The organism is Kineococcus sp. GCM10028916 (assembly GCF_042674865.1).
Lineage (GTDB): Bacteria > Actinomycetota > Actinomycetes > Actinomycetales > Kineococcaceae > Kineococcus.
The window spans coordinates 1-20,152 of sequence record NZ_JBHTFM010000014.1; the positions used below are offsets into that span (position 1 = coordinate 1).

The 20,152-nt window shown below is 70.3% G+C and carries 16 protein-coding genes, 1 tRNA gene and 1 pseudogene; 10 read left to right on the forward strand and 8 right to left on the reverse strand.

Going from position 1 to position 20,152, the window contains the following annotated elements; translation table 11 throughout:
- Positions 1–299, forward strand: a pseudogene (locus tag ACFQ46_RS12685) (methyl-accepting chemotaxis protein); the annotation flags it as partial.
- Positions 300–316: 17 nt separating this feature from the next.
- On the opposite strand, the gene ACFQ46_RS12690 reads toward ACFQ46_RS12685, so the two are convergent.
- From ACFQ46_RS12690 to ACFQ46_RS12725, 8 genes are all read right to left on the reverse strand, one after another.
- On the reverse strand, positions 317–739 hold the full coding sequence (locus ACFQ46_RS12690; protein WP_380259837.1) for a GntR family transcriptional regulator: 423 nt from the start codon (positions 737–739) through the stop codon (positions 317–319).
- Positions 736–1,647 (reverse strand): hypothetical protein, encoded by a 912-nt coding sequence (locus ACFQ46_RS12695; protein ID WP_380259838.1) that lies wholly within the window; start codon positions 1,645–1,647, stop codon positions 736–738. Before ACFQ46_RS12695 ends, ACFQ46_RS12690 begins: the two co-directional genes overlap by 4 nt.
- A 40-nt stretch (positions 1,648–1,687) precedes the next feature.
- Complete coding sequence (locus ACFQ46_RS12700) at positions 1,688–2,743, reverse strand: adenosine deaminase (protein ID WP_380259839.1); 1,056 nt, start codon at positions 2,741–2,743, stop codon at positions 1,688–1,690.
- 51 nt (positions 2,744–2,794) lie between these two features.
- Positions 2,795–3,427: a response regulator gene (locus ACFQ46_RS12705; RefSeq protein WP_380259840.1), complete on the reverse strand. Its 633-nt coding sequence runs from the start codon at positions 3,425–3,427 to the stop codon at positions 2,795–2,797.
- Entirely contained in the window at positions 3,424–4,605 is a 1,182-nt protein-coding gene (locus ACFQ46_RS12710) for a sensor histidine kinase (protein WP_380259841.1), read from the reverse strand. The genes ACFQ46_RS12705 and ACFQ46_RS12710 overlap by 4 nt, the downstream gene beginning before the upstream one ends.
- 44 nt (positions 4,606–4,649) lie before the next feature.
- Complete coding sequence (locus ACFQ46_RS12715) at positions 4,650–5,513, reverse strand: ABC transporter permease (protein WP_380259842.1); 864 nt, start codon at positions 5,511–5,513, stop codon at positions 4,650–4,652.
- A complete protein-coding gene (locus tag ACFQ46_RS12720) occupies positions 5,510–6,367 on the reverse strand; it encodes an ABC transporter ATP-binding protein (protein ID WP_380259895.1) in 858 nt (285 codons plus the stop codon). The genes ACFQ46_RS12715 and ACFQ46_RS12720 overlap by 4 nt, the downstream gene beginning before the upstream one ends.
- A 67-nt stretch (positions 6,368–6,434) precedes the next feature.
- On the reverse strand, positions 6,435–7,691 hold the full coding sequence (locus tag ACFQ46_RS12725; protein WP_380259843.1) for a pyridoxal phosphate-dependent aminotransferase: 1,257 nt from the start codon (positions 7,689–7,691) through the stop codon (positions 6,435–6,437).
- A gap of 140 nt (positions 7,692–7,831) precedes the next feature.
- Here ACFQ46_RS12725 and ACFQ46_RS12730 point away from each other — a divergent pair.
- The 9 genes from ACFQ46_RS12730 to ACFQ46_RS12770 all read left to right on the forward strand — a co-directional run bounded on the left by ACFQ46_RS12730 (position 7,832) and on the right by ACFQ46_RS12770 (position 19,864).
- Positions 7,832–7,904 (forward strand) — tRNA-Trp (locus tag ACFQ46_RS12730).
- A 79-nt stretch (positions 7,905–7,983) separates the two neighbouring features.
- Complete coding sequence (gene secE / locus ACFQ46_RS12735) at positions 7,984–8,217, forward strand: preprotein translocase subunit SecE (RefSeq protein WP_328294633.1); 234 nt, start codon at positions 7,984–7,986, stop codon at positions 8,215–8,217.
- Between the two features lie 65 nt (positions 8,218–8,282).
- Entirely contained in the window at positions 8,283–9,215 is a 933-nt protein-coding gene (gene nusG, locus ACFQ46_RS12740; RefSeq protein ID WP_380259844.1) for a transcription termination/antitermination protein NusG, read from the forward strand.
- Between the two features lie 162 nt (positions 9,216–9,377).
- Positions 9,378–9,809: a 50S ribosomal protein L11 gene (gene rplK / locus ACFQ46_RS12745; protein WP_380259845.1), complete on the forward strand. Its 432-nt coding sequence runs from the start codon at positions 9,378–9,380 to the stop codon at positions 9,807–9,809.
- A 91-nt stretch (positions 9,810–9,900) separates the two neighbouring features.
- Positions 9,901–10,617 (forward strand): 50S ribosomal protein L1, encoded by a 717-nt coding sequence (gene rplA / locus ACFQ46_RS12750; protein WP_328294636.1) that lies wholly within the window; start codon positions 9,901–9,903, stop codon positions 10,615–10,617.
- A 315-nt stretch (positions 10,618–10,932) separates the two neighbouring features.
- A complete protein-coding gene (rplJ, locus tag ACFQ46_RS12755) occupies positions 10,933–11,505 on the forward strand; it encodes a 50S ribosomal protein L10 (RefSeq protein WP_328294637.1) in 573 nt (190 codons plus the stop codon).
- Between the two features lie 69 nt (positions 11,506–11,574).
- On the forward strand, positions 11,575–11,958 hold the full coding sequence (gene rplL / locus ACFQ46_RS12760; protein WP_328294638.1) for a 50S ribosomal protein L7/L12: 384 nt from the start codon (positions 11,575–11,577) through the stop codon (positions 11,956–11,958).
- Between the two features lie 409 nt (positions 11,959–12,367).
- The gene (rpoB, locus tag ACFQ46_RS12765; protein ID WP_328294639.1) at positions 12,368–15,868 is read left to right on the forward strand and encodes a DNA-directed RNA polymerase subunit beta; all 3,501 of its coding nucleotides are present in this window, start codon (positions 12,368–12,370) and stop codon (positions 15,866–15,868) included.
- Between the two features lie 114 nt (positions 15,869–15,982).
- The gene (locus ACFQ46_RS12770; protein WP_328294640.1) at positions 15,983–19,864 is read left to right on the forward strand and encodes a DNA-directed RNA polymerase subunit beta'; all 3,882 of its coding nucleotides are present in this window, start codon (positions 15,983–15,985) and stop codon (positions 19,862–19,864) included.
- Positions 19,865–20,152 lie beyond the last annotated feature (288 nt).

A 20,152-nucleotide genomic window follows, 5' to 3' on the forward strand; every position in this document is an offset into this window, starting at 1 on the left:
CGGCGGAGGCGGCTTCGGCGATCGCGGAGATCACCGAGGTCATCGCCCGCATCGACGGGTTGCAGTCCACGATCGCGGCGGCGGTGGAGGAGCAGTCGGCGACGACGTCGGAGATGGTGCGCAACGTCACCGAGGTCTCCTCGGGGAGTCAGGAGATCGCGTTGAACATCTCCGGCATCGCCGCTGCGGCGGATCAGACCACGGCGGGGGCGACCCACACGGCCACCACCGCCGGGGAGGTCTCGCGCGCCGCGGTCGAGCTGAGCGGACTCGTGGCGGCGTTCACCCTTCCCCGCTGACCCCCGTGGACGGCTCCCTACTGGGCCTTCACCCGGCCCGGGGGCTTCGGCGCCGGGGGGACGGAGCGGTCTCGCCCGACGCTGACCAGCGCGGCGCGCACGACGTCGAGCGCCTGCTCCGGGCTCAACCCCGACCCCAGGGCCCGTTCGACGAACCCCTCCGCCGCCCAGCGGACGTCCTCCTCGACGGTGACCTGCGCCGCGACGACCGTCCCCGTCCGTCGTCGTGATGTGACGGTCCCGGCCGCCTCGAGCTCGCGGTAGGCGCGTTGGACGGTACCGACCGCGAGGCCCAGGTCCGCGGCGAACGTCCGCGCTGCGGGGAGTCGATCGCCCTCGCGCAGGGCGCCGGTGGTGGCGAGGGTGGTGATCTGCTCGCGGATCTGCTCGTAGGCCGGGATCGCGGACTGGGTGTCGACGAACAGTTCCAAGGAGCTCACGCCGTGGTGACCCCCACCGCGACGGGGTTGCGGAGGCCACGGGCCGGGACGGCCAGCACGACGAGACCGACGAGGACGATGGACAGGCCGCCCAGACCGAAGGGCTCGACGAGCCACTCCAGCGGTCCGACGGGCATCGGCTGATCCGCCGGATCGGGGTTGACCGTGAACTCCAGGCCGTAGACCGCGGCGAAGTGGGACCACAGCAGCACGAGGACCCCGGCCGTCCCGAGCAGAGCCGCGGTCGTGACCCGCACCACGCGGTGGGCGCTGGTGCGGCGGAGACCGTCGTCGACCCAGGCGGGAGCCGTCGGCACGGCTGGCCGGGCCGGTACCCGGTGCAGGACGGCGCCGGTGACGACGATCGCGGTGAACGCCGCCGCGAGCACCGGCAGGGCCAGGGCGCCGCCGGGGAAGAGCCCGCCGGACGCCACCCCGTTCCACCGCTCCCACACGTACTGGTCCGACGCTCCGTTGACCACGATCCCGCCCACGCAGGCCGCGACGATGATGAATCCCGCGAGAGCACCGAGAACGGTCAGGACCGGCGGAGCGCTGTCCCCGATCGACCGCGTGACGACCTTGGCGCTGCGCACCCGCCCGGTCGGCCGGGGGTGAGCGGTCTCGTGCAGGTAGGCCACCACCGCGTGGAGAGCGGCTCCGACGAGCGGTCCGGTCACCACCAGGGCCGGGGAGTGCGAGAGGAGGCCGACGGCCACGACCACCACGGCGGCGCCCAGCCCGGCGGTGACGCCCACGACCGACGACCGCGCGTCACGACGGCGGGCCTCGGCCGCCGGGAGCGGCAGCTCCCAGGGCTGCGCGGCGCGGCGCACGGACACCAGGGCCGCGGCGGCACCCCCCAGGAGGACGATCAACGGCACGAACACGACGAGCCCACCGAACACGGACGCCTCCTGAACTCAATGGATCAACCCATTGAGTCAATCACACCGCAAGGGATTCCGGGGCCCCTTCGCTCGGCGACCTCGCCAACCACTCGTCCACCTCCGCGTGCAGGGCCCGCTTCACCTCCGCCGGGGCCCGCGAGGCGCTGATCGACGCCTTCGCGAGCCCGGCCAGCCCCTCGTCGTCGAACCCGTGGTCCTCCCGCGCGCTGCGGTACTGGGCGGCCAGGCGGGGCCCGAAGAGCAGCGGGTCGTCGGCCCCGAGCGCCACCGTGGCTCCCGCGGACACCAGCTGCCGCAGCGGAACCCGCTCGAGGTCGGGGTAGACCCCGAGGGAGACGTTGCTCGTCGGGCAGACCTCCAGGGCCACCCCGGCCGCGATGACCCGGTCCAGCACCGCCGGGTCCTCGCCGCTGCGGACGCCGTGGCCGAGCCGGTCCGGCTGCAGCTCCCGCAGGGTCTGCGCGACGTGGTCGGGTCCCAACAGCTCCCCGGAGTGCGGGACGCAGGCGAGCCCGGCGTCGCGGGCGATGTCGAAGGCCCCGGCGAACTCCGAGGTGTCCCCCCGGCGTTCGTCGTTGGACAGCCCGAACCCGACGACCGTGCCCGGCCCGTCGCCGGCGTGGCGGGCGGCCAGCCGGGCCAACGTCCGCGCGTCCAGCGGGTGGCGGATCCGGCTCGCGGCGACGACGACGGCCACCGCGGTCCCGGTCAGCGCGGTCGCGTCGCGGGCGGCCTCGAGGACGATCTCCAGCGCCGGGGTGATCCCGCCGACGTGCACGGCGTAGGAGGTCGGGTCCACCTGCAGCTCCAGCCACCGCGACCCCTCGGCCGCGTCGTCGGCGGCGGCCTCCAGCACGATCCGGCGCATGTCGTCCGCGGTCCGGACGCAGGCGCGGGCGGCGTCGTAGAGCCGTTGGAAGCGGAACCAGCCGCGTTCGTCGGGGGAGAGGGTGATCATCGAGGACGAGCTCAGCTGGGTGGGCAGCCGGATCCGGTGGCGCTCGGCCAGGTCGAGCAGGGTCTGGGGGCGCATCGACCCCGTGAAGTGCAGGTGCAGGTGCGCCTTGGGCAGGGACTCGACCGTGCGTGTCACGCTCCGTGAGTCTGCCAGGACCAACCGCCATCCGTCCTGGTCAGGGGGCCCTCACGGTGGTGGCAGCAGTCCGCGTTGGATCGCGACCGTCACGGCGTGGGTGCGGTCGGCCACGCCGAGCTTCGCGAACGTCCGCAGCAGGTGCGTCTTGACCGTCGCCTCCCCGATGAAGAGCTCCCGGCCGATCTCGGCGTTCGTCGACCCGCGCGACACCGAGCCCAGGACCTGCAGCTCCCGCGGGGTCAGCGACTCCTGGACGGGTCCCCGCAGGCGCGCCTTCAACTTCGCCGCGACCGGCGGGGCCAGCACGGTCTCACCCCGCGACGCAGCGCGGACGGCGTCGACGAGCTGGGCCAGCGGGGTGTCCTTGAGCAGGTAGCCGGTCGCCCCGGCCTCGACGGCCCGGACGATGTCGGCGTCGGTCTCGTACGTCGTCAGCACGAGCACGTGGACCTCCGGGTGGGCGCGCCGGATCTCCTCCGTGGCCGTGGCACCGTCCACGACGGGCATCCGCAGGTCCATCAGCACGACGTCCGGCCGAAGCCTCGCCACGGCCTCCAGGGCTTCCCGACCGTTCGCGGCGCCGCCGACGACCTCGAGGTCGTCGGCCGTCGCGAGCAGCCCCTCGATGCCCCCGCGCACGACGGGGTGGTCGTCGACCACGAGCACCCGCACCGGCCTCACGCCGGGACCTCCGCCGGCACGGCGACCAGCAACCGGGTACCGCCACCGGGTTCGCCGACGACCTCGAACACCCCGCCGGCCTCCTCGACCCGGCGTCGCATGCCGGCGAGGCCGAAACCGGTCGCGGCGACCACGTCCTGCTCGGTGATCCCCACTCCGTCGTCGTGCACCTCCAGCGTGGCCGTCCCGTCCGCGCTGACGAGGCGCACCTGGACCCTGCGCGCCCCGGCGTGCTTGCGCACGTTGCCCAACGCCTCCTGCGCGGCCCGCAGCAGCACGACCTGGCGGCCCGCGGACAACCCCCGGAGGTCCTCCGCCACGACCACGTCCACGGCCACACCGCTCTCCCGCGACACCCGCTCGGCGAGACGGCGCAGCGCCTCGGCCAGCGTCGTACCCTCCAGGTCGACCGGGCTCATCGCCGCCACCAGGGTCCGGGCCTCCGCCAGCCCCGCCCGTGCGGAACCCTCGATCAGTTCCAGCTGCGCACGGGTCGGGCCCGGCGGGGCGGTCGCGGCGGCGGACTGGGCCAGCAGCACGATGCCGGTGAACCCCTGGGCGAGGGTGTCGTGGATGTCGGCGGCCAGCCGGGCACGCTCGGCGGCGACCCCTGCCGCGTGGTGCGCCGCAGCCAGTTCCACCCGGGTGTTCTCGAGCTCGGTGATGAGCGCTGCCCGTTCCTCGCTCTGCGAGACGACCTGCCAGATCCAGATCCCGAGGACGCACGTGAAGGCGGTGCTGACGAGCATCGACACCGCGATGTCGACCGTGCGCGCCGAGTCGCCGTAGCCCACCGTCATCCCGGTCAGGCCGGCCAGTGCGACAGCCACCGTCCACAGCGTGCCCTCGCGGCGGGAGCCGGTGAGGAACCAGGTCTGCGGGAAGGCGACGAAGAGCAGGAAGCTCAGCGTCGGGGCGCCGGTCAGGGCGACGGTGAGACCCACGACCAGCACGGCGAGGTAGATCCGCGAGCGCCGGTCCCGCACGCGGGCCGCCCGGGGCCCGAGCAGCGCGTACGTCAGCGCGACGACCCCCACCGCGACGGCGGCGCGGAGCCGGTGCGCGTCGTCGCCGATCAGCAGCACCAGGGCGGCGATGACCACGAACAGGCCGAAGGCGGCGTGCCAGCCGGGCACGCTGCGCACCCACCACGAGGTGGTCGCGGGGTTCCTGCTCACCGACCAGCGCTCCTGAGGTGTCCCCACCCGGTCATCGTGCCCGCTCACCGGTCCTTGCGGGTCCAGCGGAAGGACCGCAGGCAGAGGAGCAGGCCCAGCACGACCCAGGCGGCCATGATCAGCGCTCCCGTGCCCAGTCCCCAGCTCCCGCCCGGTTCCGCCGCTGCGGCGCTCTCCGGCAGCAGTGCCGCCCGCAGGCCCTGGGCCATCCACTTCAGCGGGAAGACCTCCGCGACGGCGAGCATCCAGCCCGGCAGGGACGCGAGCGTGAAGAACACCCCCGAGAAGAACTGCAGGACGATGACCACGGGGGCCGTCACCGCGGTCGCGGAGCGCGCCGAGGCCGGGACGGCGGAGAACGCGACCCCCAGCACCGTCCCGGCCACCGTTCCCAGCGCGAACACCCACCCGAAGCGGGCCCAGTGCGTCAGGTCGCCCGGCCACGGCACGTCGTAGGCGATCCGGGCGACCAGGAGCAGCAGGACCAGCTGGACGACCGAGGTGGTCAGGACCATGCCGACCTTGCCCAGGACGTAGGCCAGCGCGGGGACGGCCATGCCGCGCAACCGCTTCAGGGTCCCGTCGTCGCGTTCGCCGGCGATGCCGACGGCGAGGCTCTGGAAGCTCGTGAGCATGATCCCGGTCGCGACGATGCCGGCCAGGAAGTAGTGCGAGAACGGCGTCCCGTCGGGCAGCCGCTGGCCGCCGAAGATCGACCCGAAGATGACGAGCATGACGATGGGGTAGGCGAAGACGAACGCCATCGCGTCACGTTCCCGGACGAACTGCCGGACCTCCAGACCCGTGCGCGCCAGCGCGATGCGGGCCGTCGAGGGGCGACCCCGCACGCCGGTGCGCGAGCGCTCGCCGGTGGGGGGCTCGGGGCGGCGGACCTCGGGGGCGCTCACCGCCGGACCCCGTCCACGAGGGCCAGGTAGGCGTCCTCCAGCGTGGGCCGGTGGACCTCCAGCCCGGGCAGCTCGCCGTCGACGAGGAGCTCCGGGCGCGCCAGCAGGTGCCGCACCAGGTCGCCGGGCCGGTCGGTGCGCTCGACCCGCGCGGATCCCGACTCGTTCCAGCGCACCGTCGCCCCCAGCCGCAACCGTCCGCCGAGGGTGGACGGGGTGGAGGTCTCCACGACCCGGCCGCCCACGACGACGGCGACGCGGTCGGCCAGCGCGGCGGCCTCGTCGAGGTAGTGGGTGGTCAGCAGGATCGTCGTGCCCTCGGCCTGCACACCACGGACGAGGTCCCAGAAGTGCCGCCGCGCCTCGGGGTCGAAACCCGTCGTGGGCTCGTCCAGGAAGAGCAGCTCGGGGCGGCCGAGGATGCCCAGCGCGACGTCGAGCCGTCGGCGCTGCCCGCCGGAGAGGGCTCGGATCCGTTGCCGCGCAGAGCCTTCGAGCCCGACGAGGGCGATGACCTCGTCGGGGTCGCGGGCGTCGAGGTGGTAAAGGGCGAAGTGCCGCACGGCCTCGCGCACCGAGAGGTCGGCGGCGTCGGTCGCCTCCTGCAGGACGATGCCGAGCCGTGCCCGCCAGGCGAGGCCGGCCGTGGCCGGGTCCTCGCCGAGGACGCTGACCTCACCGCCGTCGCGCGAGCGGTGTCCCTCGAGGACCTCGATGGTGCTCGTCTTGCCGGCTCCGTTCGGGCCGAGCAGAGCCACGCACTCGCCGGGATCGACGTCGAGGTCGATCCCGGCGAGGGCGAGCGTGCCGTTGGGGTAGCGCTTGGTGAGTCCGCGGACTCGGACGGCGGGCAGGGGGTTCACCCCCCGAGGGTGACGGCTCGAGCGCCCCCCGCGGGTCCACCGGACGGTGTACCCGCGCTCAGCGCACCTCGGCGAGGAGGGCCTGGATGCGCTCGACCCCGGTCACCAGGTCGGCGTCGGCGAGGGCGTAGGACAGGCGCAGGAACCCGCTCGGACCGAACGCCTCACCTGGGACGACGGCCACCTCGGCCTCGCTGAGGATGAGTTCGGCCAGCACGGCGGACGAGGTGATCTCGGTGCCCCGCAACGTCTTCCCGATCAGGTCCTCGACGCTGGGGTAGGCGTAGAACGCGCCCTGCGGCAGGGGGCAGCGCACGCCCTCGATCGCGTCGAGCATCCGCACCATCGTCGTGCGACGGCGGTCGAAGGCCTCCCGCATCGCGGCGACGGCGGTCAGGTCACCGGTGAGCGCCTGGACGGCCGCGCGCTGCGACACGTTCGCGACGTTGGAGGACAGGTGCGACTGCAGGTTCGCCGCACCCTTGACCACGTCGGGCGGCCCGATCAGCCAGCCCACGCGCCAGCCCGTCATGGCGTAGGTCTTCGCGACCCCGTTGACGACGATGCAGGTGTCGGCGAGCTCGGGGACCTCCACGGGCATCGAGGCGGCGCGCACGCCGTCGTAGACGAGGTGCTCGTAGATCTCGTCGCTGATGACCCAGACGCCGTGCTCCAGGGCCCAGTGACCGATCGCGCGGACCTCCTCGGGGGAGTAGACCGCACCGGTCGGGTTCGAGGGGGAGCAGAACAGCAGCGCCTTGGTGCGGGGCGTGCGGGCCGCCTCGAGCTGGTCGACGGTCACCTTGTAGCCCTGCTCCAGGCCGGCGAAGACCTCCACGGCGACCCCGCCGGCGAGGCGCGCGGCCTCGGGGTAGGTCGTCCAGTACGGCGCCGGCAGCAGCAGCTCGTCACCCGGGTCGAGGATCGCGGCGAAGGCCTCGTAGACGGCCTGCTTGCCACCGTTGGTGACCAGGACCTGGGCGGGGGAGACCTGGTAGCCGGAGTCGCGCGCCGTCTTGGCCGCGATCGCCTCCCGCAGGACGGGCAGCCCGCCGGCGGGGGTGTAGCGGTGGTTGGCCGGGTCGGTGCAGGCCGCGACGGCCGCCTCGACGATGGCCTGCGGGGTCGGGAAGTCCGGCTCGCCCGCACCGAAGCCGATGACCGGGCGACCGGCGGCCTTCAGCGCCTTCGCCTTGGCGTCCACGGCCAGGGTCGCGGACTCGGCGATGCCCGCGATGCGGGCCGAGACGCGGTGGCGCGCACCGCTGGGGGCAGTGCCGGGCGGAGGACTCGTCTGGGCGGTCACGCAGGTCATCCTTCCACCCCTCGGCGTGCGGCCGTGGAGCCTCGGAGCCCGGACGGGTTCGACGGTGAGCCCCGGCGTCACCTATGGTGGTCGTGGCGGTTCTCGAACCGTCGAGGTTTCGCACGCCCTCCGGGGCGGCGCATCCGTTCAGGGCAGTGGCGCAATTGGTAGCGCACCGGTCTCCAAAACCGGCGGTTGTGGGTTCGAGTCCCTCCTGCCCTGCGAGCACCACCCGTGCTCCCGGTCCCCGGGAGGCACGTCCGTACGTGAGCGACACACGACAGAAGCGGGGCAGCGCGAGGTGAGCCAGACGACGAAGGCCACGGCGGAACCCGCCGAGGCCAAGAAGCGCAACGGTCTCCTGCTGTTCCTGCGTCAGGTCATCGAAGAGCTGCGCAAGGTCGTCTGGCCCACCCGCCGGGACCTGCTGAGCTACACCGGAGTCGTGCTCGTCTTCGTCGTGGTGATGATGCTCTTCGTGTCCGCCCTGGACTACGGCATCGGCAAGCTCGTCCTGCTGGTGTTCGGGTCCTGACGAACGTCAGCGCGCACCAGCCTGGGGCGTTGCGAGTCCCGATCCCGAAGGAAGCAGGTCAGCACGTGTCGGAGCAGTGGGGTCCCTCGGACGACGACAAGTCGGACGAGCAGTACGTCGCGACCCAGACCTACGACGCCGACGACGTCCGCGCGGACGCCGAGGCCGACGTGGAAGCCGACGCCGAGCAGGCCGCGGACACCCCCGACGAACCGGTCGCTGACGCGATCGGCGCCGTCGAGGGTGACGAGGCCGGCGACCTGAACGCCGAGGTCGAGGACGTCGCGGAACCGGTCGAGGGCGAGTCGCCCGACGGTGCGTCCGTGGACGCCGAGGGCGCAGAGGTCGAGGGCGAGGTCGCCGAAGGTCTCGACACCGGTGAGGACGAGGTCGACGAGGTCGAGGAGTTCCGCAAGAAGCTCCGTCGTGCACCCGGTGAGTGGTTCGTCATCCATTCCTACGCCGGCTACGAGAACCGCGTGAAGACCAACCTCGAGACCCGCATGACCTCCCTCAACATGGAGGACTACATCTTCCAGGTCGAGGTGCCCATGGAAGAGGTCGTCGAGGTCAAGAACGGCACCCGCAAGAACGTGCGCCGCGTCCGGATCCCCGGCTACGTCCTCGTCCGCATGGACCTGACCGACGAGTCGTGGGGCGCCGTCCGGCACACCCCGGGGGTCACCGGTTTCGTGGGCAACACCCACCAGCCGGTCCCGCTGTCCAACGACGAGATCTTCTCCATGCTCGCGCCGACGTTGCCGTCCAGCGAGAAGGCCGGCGAGAAGAGCGCCGGTGGTGGCGCCGCCGCCGCCCCGACGAAGACCGTCGACTTCGAGGTCGGCGAATCGGTCACCGTCATGGAGGGCCCCTTCGAGACCCTCCCCGCGACGATCTCCGAGATCTCCACCGACCGCGCGAAGCTCACGGTGCTGGTCTCGATCTTCGGCCGCGAGACGCCGGTCGAGCTGAACTTCAACCAGGTCGCCAAGATCTGACGCACCGCTCCTCGCGAGACGCCCCCACCCCGAGCCGGGGTGGGGGCGTCCCGTTTTGGGGGCCGGGGGAGTCCTCCCGTAGACTGATCGACGGCCACAACACGTCGTCGCCCGAACCGCGGGCACCGAACGGCCGTCACGCATCCGAGGAAGGGATCGCTCATGCCCCCCAAGAAGAAGGTCTCCGGGCTCATCAAGCTCCAGATCAAGGCCGGCCAGGCGACCCCGGCCCCGCCGATCGGGCCCGCGCTCGGTCAGCACGGCGTGAACATCATGGAGTTCTGCAAGGCGTACAACGCGCAGACCGAGTCCCAGCGCGGCAACGTCATCCCGGTCGAGATCACGGTCTACGAGGACCGCTCGTTCACCTTCATCACCAAGACCCCGCCGGCCGCCGAGCTCATCAAGAAGGCTGCGGGCGTGGAGAAGGGCTCCGGCGAGCCCCACGTGAAGAAGGTCGCGAACCTCACCAACGCGCAGGTGCGCTCGATCGCGGAGCAGAAGCTGCAGGACCTCAACGCCAAGGACATCGACATGGCCGCCCGCATCATCGCGGGCACCGCTCGGTCCATGGGCATCACCGTCTCCGACTGAGCTGTCGCACCCGACACTCAGCGGTAGTTCCAGTGGCAGGGCCGCGCGCGGTCCGTTCGACCACGACCCTCAACGATCCAGAGGAGCAGAAGTGAAGCGCAGCAAGGGTTACAAGGCCGCAGCCGAGAAGATCGACTTCGACGAGCTGTACGCACCGCTCGACGCCGTCAAGCTCGCGCGCGAGACGTCGCTGGTGAAGTACGACGCCACCGTCGAGGTCGCGTTCCGCCTCGGTGTGGACCCCCGCAAGGCCGACCAGATGGTCCGCGGCACCGTCAACCTGCCGCACGGCACCGGCAAGACCGCCCGCGTGCTGGTCTTCGCCGTCGGTGACCGCGCCGCGCAGGCCGAGGCCGCCGGCGCCGACATCGTCGGCGGCGACGAGCTCATCGACGAGGTCGCCAAGGGCCGCCTCGACTTCGACGCCGCCGTCGCGACCCCGGACCTCATGGGCAAGGTCGGTCGTCTGGGCAAGGTGCTGGGCCCCCGTGGTCTGATGCCGAACCCGAAGACCGGCACCGTGACCATGGACGTCGCGAAGGCCGTCACGGAGATCAAGGGCGGGAAGATCGAGTTCCGCACCGACAAGCACGCCAACCTGCACTTCGTCATCGGCAAGGCGAGCTTCGACGACACCCAGCTCGTCGAGAACTACTCCGCCGCGCTCGACGAGGTGCTGCGCCTCAAGCCGTCCTCCTCCAAGGGCCGCTACCTGCGCAAGGCCACCATCACCACCACGATGGGCCCGGGCGTGCCGGTCGACCCCGCGCTGACCCGCAACCTCACCGGAGAGGCGACCGTCAACTGACGCGTCGCTGAACCAGCCCGCAGGGGCGGGATCCCGTTCCGGGGTCCCGCCCCTGCGTCGTGCGGTCAGGAGCACCCGCCCACGGCGTGTAGTCTTGTCCAGTACCGAAGACCGCCGGTCGCTAACCACACCTCTGGTGCAGAACCTCTGGTGCTGGTAGCTGAAGGCCCCGCAGTGCGGGCGACCTGCGCAGGTGAGCAAGAGCTTCGATCGCGGCCCTGGTGGCCGCCCTCCGACGCCCCGCGCACCTGCGCCGGGGCGTTTCGTGCTTTCGGGGTCGACCGGTTTCCCCCGAGACGAGGAAGGAGGGCACACATGCCGAAGCCCAGGAACATCGCCGCCGTGAAGCAACTCACGGCTCTGTTCCAGGAGTCCAACGCCGCGGTGCTCACCGAGTACCGGGGGTTGTCCGTCGCGCAGCTCACGAACCTGCGGACGGCGCTGGGTCCTGACACGACCTACGCGGTCCTGAAGAACACGCTGACCAGCATCGCCGCGAAGGAGGCCGGAGTCACGGCCTTCGAGGGGCAGCTGTCCGGCCCCTCCGCGATCGCCTTCATCACCGGTGACCCGGTGGAGGCGGCCAAGGGTCTGCGTGACTTCGCCAAGGCCAACCCCCAGCTGATCGTCAAGAGCGGCGTGCTCGACGGCCGCGCGATCAGCGCCGACGACGTCAAGGCCCTGGCCGACCTGGAGTCCCGCGAGGTTCTCCTCTCCAAGGTCGCCGGTGTCCTCAAGGCCACCCAGTCGAAGGCCGCGTCGCTGTTCCAGGCGCCGCTGTCCAAGACCGTCCGCACCGTGGAAGCGTTGCGGGAGAAGCAGGCTGCGGGCGCCCCCGCAGAGGCTGCCGCGGACGAGGCCCCCGTGGCCGAGACCGTGGACGCCTGAGCTCCCAGCTCCCACCCCCTGCCCGCGCAGCGAACCGCGGGACCCACACACTCAGGAAGGACCGCCCTCATGGCGAAGCTCAGCACCGACGAGCTGCTCGACGCGTTCAAGGAACTCACCCTCATCGAGCTCTCCGAGTTCGTGAAGAAGTTCGAGGAGACCTTCGACGTCACCGCCGCCGCCCCCGTGGCGATGGCCGGTGGCCCGGTCGCCGGCGCGCCGGCCGAGGCTGCTGAAGAGCAGTCCGAGTTCGACGTCATCCTCGAGGCCGCTGGTGACAAGAAGATCGGTGTCATCAAGGAGGTCCGCGCGCTGACCTCCCTCGGCCTCAAGGAGGCCAAGGACCTCGTCGACGGCGCCCCCAAGCCCGTCCTCGAGAAGGTCGCCAAGGACGCTGCCGAGAAGGCCAAGGCCCAGCTCGAAGCCGCTGGCGCCACCGTCACCCTCAAGTGACCCCTGCCCGGGGCTGACCCGGGTCGCTACGCCCCAGGGGCGGTCGGACCTCGGTCCGGCCGCCCCTGCGGCGTTCCCGGACGATTTCCGGGGCCGGTTCTGGGAGTTGCCCACACGCCCGGGGGGTCGCCTTGACGCGGACGCGTCGGGGGGACATCCTCATCTCGGTCGTCAACACGACCGCCTGCTCGTCCCGACACCGTCGTCGGGGCCGACGTCGCCGTCGGGGGGCACGCGGTCACCGGCGCGCGGCGCCCGGATCGCCAGATCCGGGGGTTGGACAGTCGTGCCCATCGGGGGTACTCTGCTGTTTTGCGCTGCCCAGAGTCATATAGCCGGTCGTCGCCGTGGGAACGACCGAGCGGGGCGGGTAGTGCACAGAGTTCGCAGGCCCGTGGAAGGACCACTCTTGGCTGCCTCGCTTCCAGCGTCCGCACCGAACCGCACGTACATCGGCAACAAGGCACCGCGCACGATCTCCGGTCGATACTCCTTCGGCAAGATCCACGAACCACTGGAGGTCCCCGACCTCCTCGCGCTCCAGACGGACAGCTTCGACTGGCTGCTCGGCAACAAGCGCTGGCAGGACCGGGTCGAGGCCTCCACCAACGGTGGGCTCGCCGTCCCGACGACCTCCGGTCTGGAGGAGATCTTCGAAGAGATCTCCCCGATCGAGGACTTCTCGGGCTCCATGTCGCTGTCGTTCCGCGACCACCGCTTCGAGCCGCCGAAGTACTCCCTCGACGACTGCAAGGAGCGCGACCTCACCTACTCCGCGCCCCTGTTCGTCACGGCGGAGTTCATCAACGGCAACACCGGTGAGATCAAGTCGCAGACCGTCTTCATGGGTGACTTCCCGCTCATGACCGAGCGCGGCACCTTCGTCATCAACGGCACCGAGCGCGTCGTCGTGTCGCAGCTGGTCCGCTCGCCGGGCATCTACTTCGAGCGCGTGCCGGACAAGACGTCCGACCGCGACACCTGGACCGCGAAGATCATCCCTTCGCGCGGTGCCTGGCTCGAGTTCGAGATCGACAAGCGCGACACCGTCGGCGTCCGCGTCGACCGCAAGCGCAAGCAGTCGGTCACGGTCCTGATGAAGGCCCTGGGCTGGAGCGAGTCCCAGATCCGCGAGGAGTTCGCCGACTACGAGTCGATGATCTCCACGCTGGAGAAGGACCACACCTCGGGCGTCGAGGACGCGCTGCTGGACATCTACCGCAAGCTGCGTCCGGGTGAACCGCCGACGCAGGAGGCCGCGCGCAACCTGCTCGACAACCTGTACTTCAACCCCAAGCGCTACGACCTGGCCAAGGTCGGCCGCTACAAGGTCAACAAGAAGCTGGGCACCGAGGAGCCGCTGTCCGACAGCGTCCTCTCCGTCGACGACATCGTGCGCACCATCAAGTACCTGGTGAAGCTGCACGCCGGCGAGGTCACCATGCCGGGCGTCAAGAACGGGCAGCCCATCGAGGCGCGCGTCGAGGTCGACGACATCGACCACTTCGGCAACCGCCGTCTGCGCAGCGTCGGCGAGCTCATCCAGAACCAGGTCCGCACCGGCCTGTCCCGGATGGAGCGCGTCGTGCGCGAGCGCATGACGACCCAGGACGTCGAGGCGATCACGCCGCAGACGCTGATCAACATCCGTCCCGTCGTGGCCTCCATCAAGGAGTTCTTCGGGACGTCGCAGCTGTCGCAGTTCATGGACCAGACCAACCCGCTCGCGGGTCTGACCCACAAGCGCCGTCTCTCGGCGCTGGGCCCGGGCGGTCTCTCCCGTGAGCGCGCCGGCATGGAGGTCCGCGACGTCCACCCGTCGCACTACGGCCGCATGTGCCCGATCGAGACCCCGGAAGGCCCGAACATCGGCCTGATCGGTTCGCTGTCGTCCTACGGGCGCATCAACCCGTTCGGCTTCATCGAGACCCCGTACCGCAAGATCAAGGACGGGATCGTCTCCGACGAGGTCGAGTACCTCACCGCCGACGAGGAGGACGCCTTCGTCATCGCGCAGGCCAACGCCCCGCTCGACGAGGACTCCCGCTTCGCCGAGGCCCGCGTCCTGGTGCGCGCCAAGGGTGGTGAGACCGAGTTCGTCCCGCGCGACGAGGTCGACTACATGGACGTCGCCGCCCGGCAGATGGTCTCCGTCGCGACCGCGATGATCCCGTTCCTCGAGCACGACGACGCGAACCGCGCGCTCATGGGCGCGAACATGCAGCGTCAGGCCGTCCCGCTGGTCAAGTCCGAGGCGCCGCTGATCGGTACCGGCATGGAGTTCCGTGCCGCGGTCGACGCCGGTGACGTCGTGGTGGCCTCCAAGGCCGGTGTCGCGACGGACGTGTCCGCCGACATGATCACGACGACGAACGACGACGGCACCTCGACGACCTACAAGGTCGCGAAGTTCCGCCGTTCCAACCACGGCACCGCCTACAACCAGCAGGTCGTCATCAACGAGGGCGACCGCGTCGAGGTCGGGACGGTCCTCGCGGACGGTCCCTCGACCGAGGGCGGCGAGATGGCGCTCGGACGCAACCTGATGGTCGCGTTCATGCCGTGGGAGGGCCACAACTACGAGGACGCGATCATCCTGTCGCAGCGCCTCGTGCAGGACGACGTCCTCTCCTCGATCCACATCGAGGAGCACGAGGTCGACGCCCGCGACACCAAGCTCGGGCCCGAGGAGATCACGCGGGACATCCCGAACGTGGCCGAGGAGGTGCTGGCCGACCTCGACGAGCGCGGGATCATCCGCATCGGCGCCGAGGTCCGTGACGGCGACCTGCTCGTCGGCAAGGTCACGCCCAAGGGCGAGACCGAGCTCACCCCGGAGGAGCGCCTGCTGCGCGCCATCTTCGGCGAGAAGGCCCGTGAGGTCCGCGACACCTCGCTGAAGGTGCCCCACGGCGAGACCGGCACCGTCATCGGCGTCAAGGTCTTCGACCGCGACGAGGGCGACGAACTGCCCCCGGGCGTGAACCAGCTGGTCCGCGTCTACGTGGCGAACAAGCGCAAGATCACCGACGGTGACAAGCTCGCCGGTCGTCACGGCAACAAGGGCGTCATCTCGAAGATCCTGCCCGTCGAGGACATGCCGTTCCTCGAGGACGGCACGCCCGTCGACGTCATCCTCAACCCGCTCGGTGTCCCGTCCCGCATGAACGTGGGTCAGGTCCTCGAGCTCCACCTCGGCTGGATCGCCAGCCGCGGCTGGAAGATCGAGGGTGAACCGGACTGGGCGAAGCTCATCCCCGAGGAGATCCGCTCGGCCCCGGCCGGCTCCCGCATCGCGACCCCCGTCTTCGACGGTGCGCGCGAGGAGGAGATCACCGGTCTGCTCAGCTCGACCATCCCGACCCGGGACGGGGACCGTCTGGTCCAGGGCGACGGCAAGGCGCAGCTGTTCGACGGTCGCTCCGGGGAGCCCTTCCCGGAGCCGGTCGCGGTCGGCTACATGTACATCCTGAAGCTCCACCACCTGGTCGACGACAAGATCCACGCCCGTTCGACCGGTCCGTACTCGATGATCACCCAGCAGCCGCTGGGTGGTAAGGCGCAGTTCGGTGGACAGCGCTTCGGCGAGATGGAGGTCTGGGCCCTCGAGGCCTACGGCGCCGCCTACGCCCTGCAGGAGCTGCTGACGATCAAGTCCGACGACGTGCTCGGCCGCGTGAAGGTCTACGAGGCCATCGTCAAGGGCGAGAACATCCCCGAACCGGGCATCCCCGAGTCCTTCAAGGTGCTCATCAAGGAGATGCAGTCGCTCTGCCTGAACGTGGAGGTCCTCTCCTCCGACGGCATGGCCATCGAGATGCGCGACAGCGACGAGGACGTCTTCCGGGCGGCCGAGGAACTGGGCATCGACCTGGCCCGGCGCGAGCCCAGCAGCGTCGAAGAGGTCTGACGGGGTGCGGGCCGGGGGAGTACCCCCGGCCCGCCACCGCCGGACGAACGGAGCCCCTGCGGGGTTCCACGGACAGAGTCAGACCTCGGAACACACGACAGAAAGAAGATTCCGTTGCTCGACGTCAACTTCTTCGACGAGCTGCGCATCGGGCTTGCCACCGCGGACGACATCCGCACGTGGTCGCACGGTGAGGTCAAGAAGCCCGAAACCATCAACTACCGCACCCTGAAGCCCGAGAAGGACGGACTCTTCTGCGAGAAGATCTTCGGCCCCACCCGGGACTGGGAGTGCTACTGCGGCAAGTACAAGCGCGTCCGCTTCAAGGGCATCATCTGCGAACGCTGCGGTGTCGAGGTCACGCGCGCCAAGGTGCGTCGTGAGCGCATGGGCCACATCGAGCTCGCCGCTCCCGTCACCCACATCTGGTACTTCAAGGGTGTCCCGAGCCGTCTGGGCTACCTGCTCGACCTCGCGCCGAAGGACCTCGAGAAGGTCATCTACTTCGCTGCGTACATGATCACGTCGGTCGACGACGAGGGACGTCAGCGTGACTTCTCCTCGCTCGAGGCCCAGATCGAGGTCGAGAAGCGTGAGGTCGAGAACCGTCGGGACTCCGACGTCGAGACCCGCGCCAAGACGCTCGAGACCGACCTGGCCGAGCTCGAGGCCGAGGGCGCGAAGTCGGACGTGCGCCGCAAGGTGCGCGAGTCCGCCGAGCGCGAGATGGCGCAGATCCGTCGTCGCGCCGACGCCGAGATCGACCGTCTGACCACGATCTGGGACCGCTTCCGCACGCTCAAGGTCCAGGACCTCGAGGGTGACGAGGTGCTCTACCGCGCCATGCGCGAGCGCTTCGGCCTGTACTTCGAGGGCGGCATGGGTGCGGCGGCGCTGCAGAAGCGTCTGCAGGACTTCGACCTCGAGGCCGAAGCCGAGTCCCTGCGCGAGACCATCGCCACCGGCAAGGGTCAGCGCAAGACGCGTGCGCTCAAGCGCCTCAAGGTCGTCTCGGCGTTCCTCACCACCCGGAACTCGCCCGAGGGCATGGTCCTCGACTGCGTCCCGGTCATCCCGCCGGACCTGCGTCCGATGGTGCAGCTCGACGGTGGCCGCTTCGCGACGTCGGACCTGAACGACCTCTACCGCCGCGTCATCAACCGCAACAACCGGTTGAAGCGCCTGCTCGACCTCGGGGCTCCCGAGATCATCGTGAACAACGAGAAGCGCATGCTGCAGGAGGCCGTCGACGCGCTGTTCGACAACGGCCGCCGCGGCCGGCCGGTGACCGGGCCGGGCAACCGCCCGTTGAAGTCGCTGTCCGACATGCTCAAGGGCAAGCAGGGCCGGTTCCGCCAGAACCTGCTCGGCAAGCGCGTCGACTACTCGGGCCGTTCGGTCATCGTCGTCGGCCCGCAGCTGAAGCTGCACCAGTGCGGTCTGCCCAAGCAGATGGCCCTGGAGCTCTTCAAGCCCTTCGTCATGAAGCGCCTCGTCGACCTCAGCCACGCGCAGAACATCAAGTCGGCCAAGCGCATGGTCGAGCGCGCCCGCCCGGTGGTCTGGGACGTCCTGTCCGAGGTCATCACCGAGCACCCCGTGCTGCTCAACCGCGCGCCCACGCTGCACCGCCTCGGCATCCAGGCCTTCGAGCCCCAGCTGGTCGAGGGCAAGGCCATCCAGATCCACCCGCTCGTCTGCACCGCGTTCAACGCGGACTTCGACGGTGACCAGATGGCCGTGCACGTGCCGCTGAGCGCGGAGGCGCAGGCCGAGGCCCGCATCCTCATGCTGTCGTCGAACAACATCCTCAAGCCGGCGGACGGTCGCCCGGTGACCATGCCCACCCAGGACATGATCATCGGTCTGTACCACCTGACCGCCGACCGGGACGACGTCGCCGGTGAAGGCCGTCAGTTCTCCTCGCTGGCCGAGGCGATCATGGCCTTCGACGGCAAGCAGATGAACCTCAACGCCAAGGTCCGCATCCGTCTCTCGGGTGTCGTCCCGACGGCGAACATGGCGCTGCCCGAGGGCTGGGAGCAGGGCCAGGACCTCGACGTGGAGACCACGCTGGGTCGGGCGCTGTTCAACGAGACGCTGCCCGTCGACTACGAGTACGTGAACGTCGTCGTCGACAAGAAGCAGCTCTCGACGATCGTCAACGACCTCGCCGAGCGCTACCCGAAGGTCCAGGTGGCGGCGACGCTGGACGCCCTCAAGGAGGCCGGTTTCCACTGGGCCACCCGGTCGGGCACCACCGTCTCCATCGCCGACGTCGTGACGCCGCCCAACAAGCAGGCGATCCTCGAGCGCTACGAGGCCAAGGCCGAGAAGGTCCAGCAGCAGTACGAGCGCGGTCTGATCACCGACGACGAGCGTCGCCAGGAGCTCATCGAGATCTGGACCCAGGCCACCAACGAGGTCGCGAAGGACCTCGAGGCGGCGATGCCGACGCACAACACGATCCACCGCATGGTGAGCTCGGGTGCGCGAGGCAACTGGATGCAGATGCGTCAGCTCGCCGGCATGCGTGGCCTGATGGCGAACCCGAAGGGCGAGATCATCCCCCGCCCGGTCAAGGCCTCGTTCCGCGAGGGCCTGACCGTGGGTGAGTTCTTCATCACCACGCACGGCGCCCGCAAGGGGCTGGCGGACACCGCGCTGCGGACCGCCGACTCCGGGTACCTGACCCGTCGTCTCGTCGACGTCTCCCAGGACGTCATCGTCCGCGAGGACGACTGCGGCACCTTCCGCGGTCTGGCCATGCCCATCGCGGAGAAGAACTCCGACGGCACCCTGCGTCGCCACGACGACGTCGAGACCAGCGTCTACGCACGCACGCTGGCCACCGATGTCACCGTCGACGGCGAGGTCGTGCTGCCGGCCGGTTCCGACCTCGGTGACGTGGTCATCGACGCCCTGGTCGCCCAGGGTGTCGAGAGCCTCAAGGTCCGCTCGGTGCTCACGTGCGAGTCGCGCGTCGGGACCTGTGCCCGCTGCTACGGCCGTTCGCTGGCCAGCGGCAAGCTCGTCGACATCGGCGAGGCCGTCGGCATCGTCGCGGCCCAGTCGATCGGCGAGCCCGGTACCCAGCTGACGATGCGTACCTTCCACACCGGTGGTGCCGCGTCCGAGGCCGGTGACATCACGCACGGTCTGCCGCGCGTGGTCGAGCTCTTCGAGGCCCGCACCCCCAAGGGGAACGCGCCGATCTCCGAGGTGTCGGGACGCACCCGCATCGAGGACACCGACAAGGGTCGCAAGATCGTCGTGACCCCCGACGACGGTGCCGAAGAGGTCGAGTACCCGGTGACGCGTCGTCAGCGGCTCCTGGTCGAGGACGGCACGCACGTCGAGGTCGGGCAGAAGCTCGTCCAGGGTGCGGTCGACCCCAAGCAGGTGCTGCGCATCCTCGGCCCGCGCCGGGTGCAGATGCACCTGGTCGACGAGGTGCAGGAGGTCTACCGCTCCCAGGGCGTGTCGATCCACGACAAGCACATCGAGGTCATCGTCCGCCAGATGCTCAAGCGGGTGACGATCATCGAGCAGAACGGCTCCGAGCTGCTGCCCGGTGAGCTCGTCGAACGTGCGCGCTTCGAGGAGGAGAACCGTCGGGTCATGGCCGAGGGCGGTCAGCCGTCCTCCGGTCGTCCGGAGCTGATGGGGATCACGAAGGCGTCGCTCGCGACGGACTCGTGGCTCTCCGCCGCCTCCTTCCAGGAGACGACGCGCGTCCTCACCAACGCCGCCATGGAGGGCAAGAGCGACCCGCTCCTGGGCCTCAAGGAGAACGTCATCATCGGCAAGCTCATCCCGGCCGGCACGGGGCTTCCCCGCTACCGCAACGTCCGGGTGGAGCCCACCGAGGAGGCCAAGGCGCAGATGTACTCGGTGCCCGGCTACGACGACGTGGACTACGCGCAGTTCGGTGTGGGCTCCGGCCAGGCCGTCCCGCTCGAGGAGTTCGACTACGGCTCCAGCGACTACCGCTGAGCAGTCCCACCGGGCCGTTCCCCTCCCCCCGCAGCGGGGGAGGGGGACGGCCCCTCGGTGGGGGCTGCCCGAGCGTCCCCCACCTCGTTTTGACCATCGCCAGACGCGGCGGGTAGTCTCGTGTCCGCTTGACACGAGCGCGCCCGCAGCCCGGTGACAGGACGTCACCACCGCGGGACCTCGACCGAACGACACGCCCGACCTCGTGGGTCGGCGGGGGTCGAGCGCCGCCCACGACGGGTAGCGCGTCCCGATGACATCAGCCGACACACAAGATCGAAAAAGACG

Coding starts and splice junctions, on each gene's coding strand:
- ACFQ46_RS12725 (WP_380259843.1), bottom strand. CDS start 7,691: ATGACCTGCGTGACCGCCCAGACGAGTCCTCCGCCCGGCACTGCCCCC.
- rplK (WP_380259845.1), top strand. CDS start 9,378: ATGCCCCCCAAGAAGAAGGTCTCCGGGCTCATCAAGCTCCAGATCAAG.
- rplJ (WP_328294637.1), top strand. CDS start 10,933: ATGCCGAAGCCCAGGAACATCGCCGCCGTGAAGCAACTCACGGCTCTG.
- rplL (WP_328294638.1), top strand. CDS start 11,575: ATGGCGAAGCTCAGCACCGACGAGCTGCTCGACGCGTTCAAGGAACTC.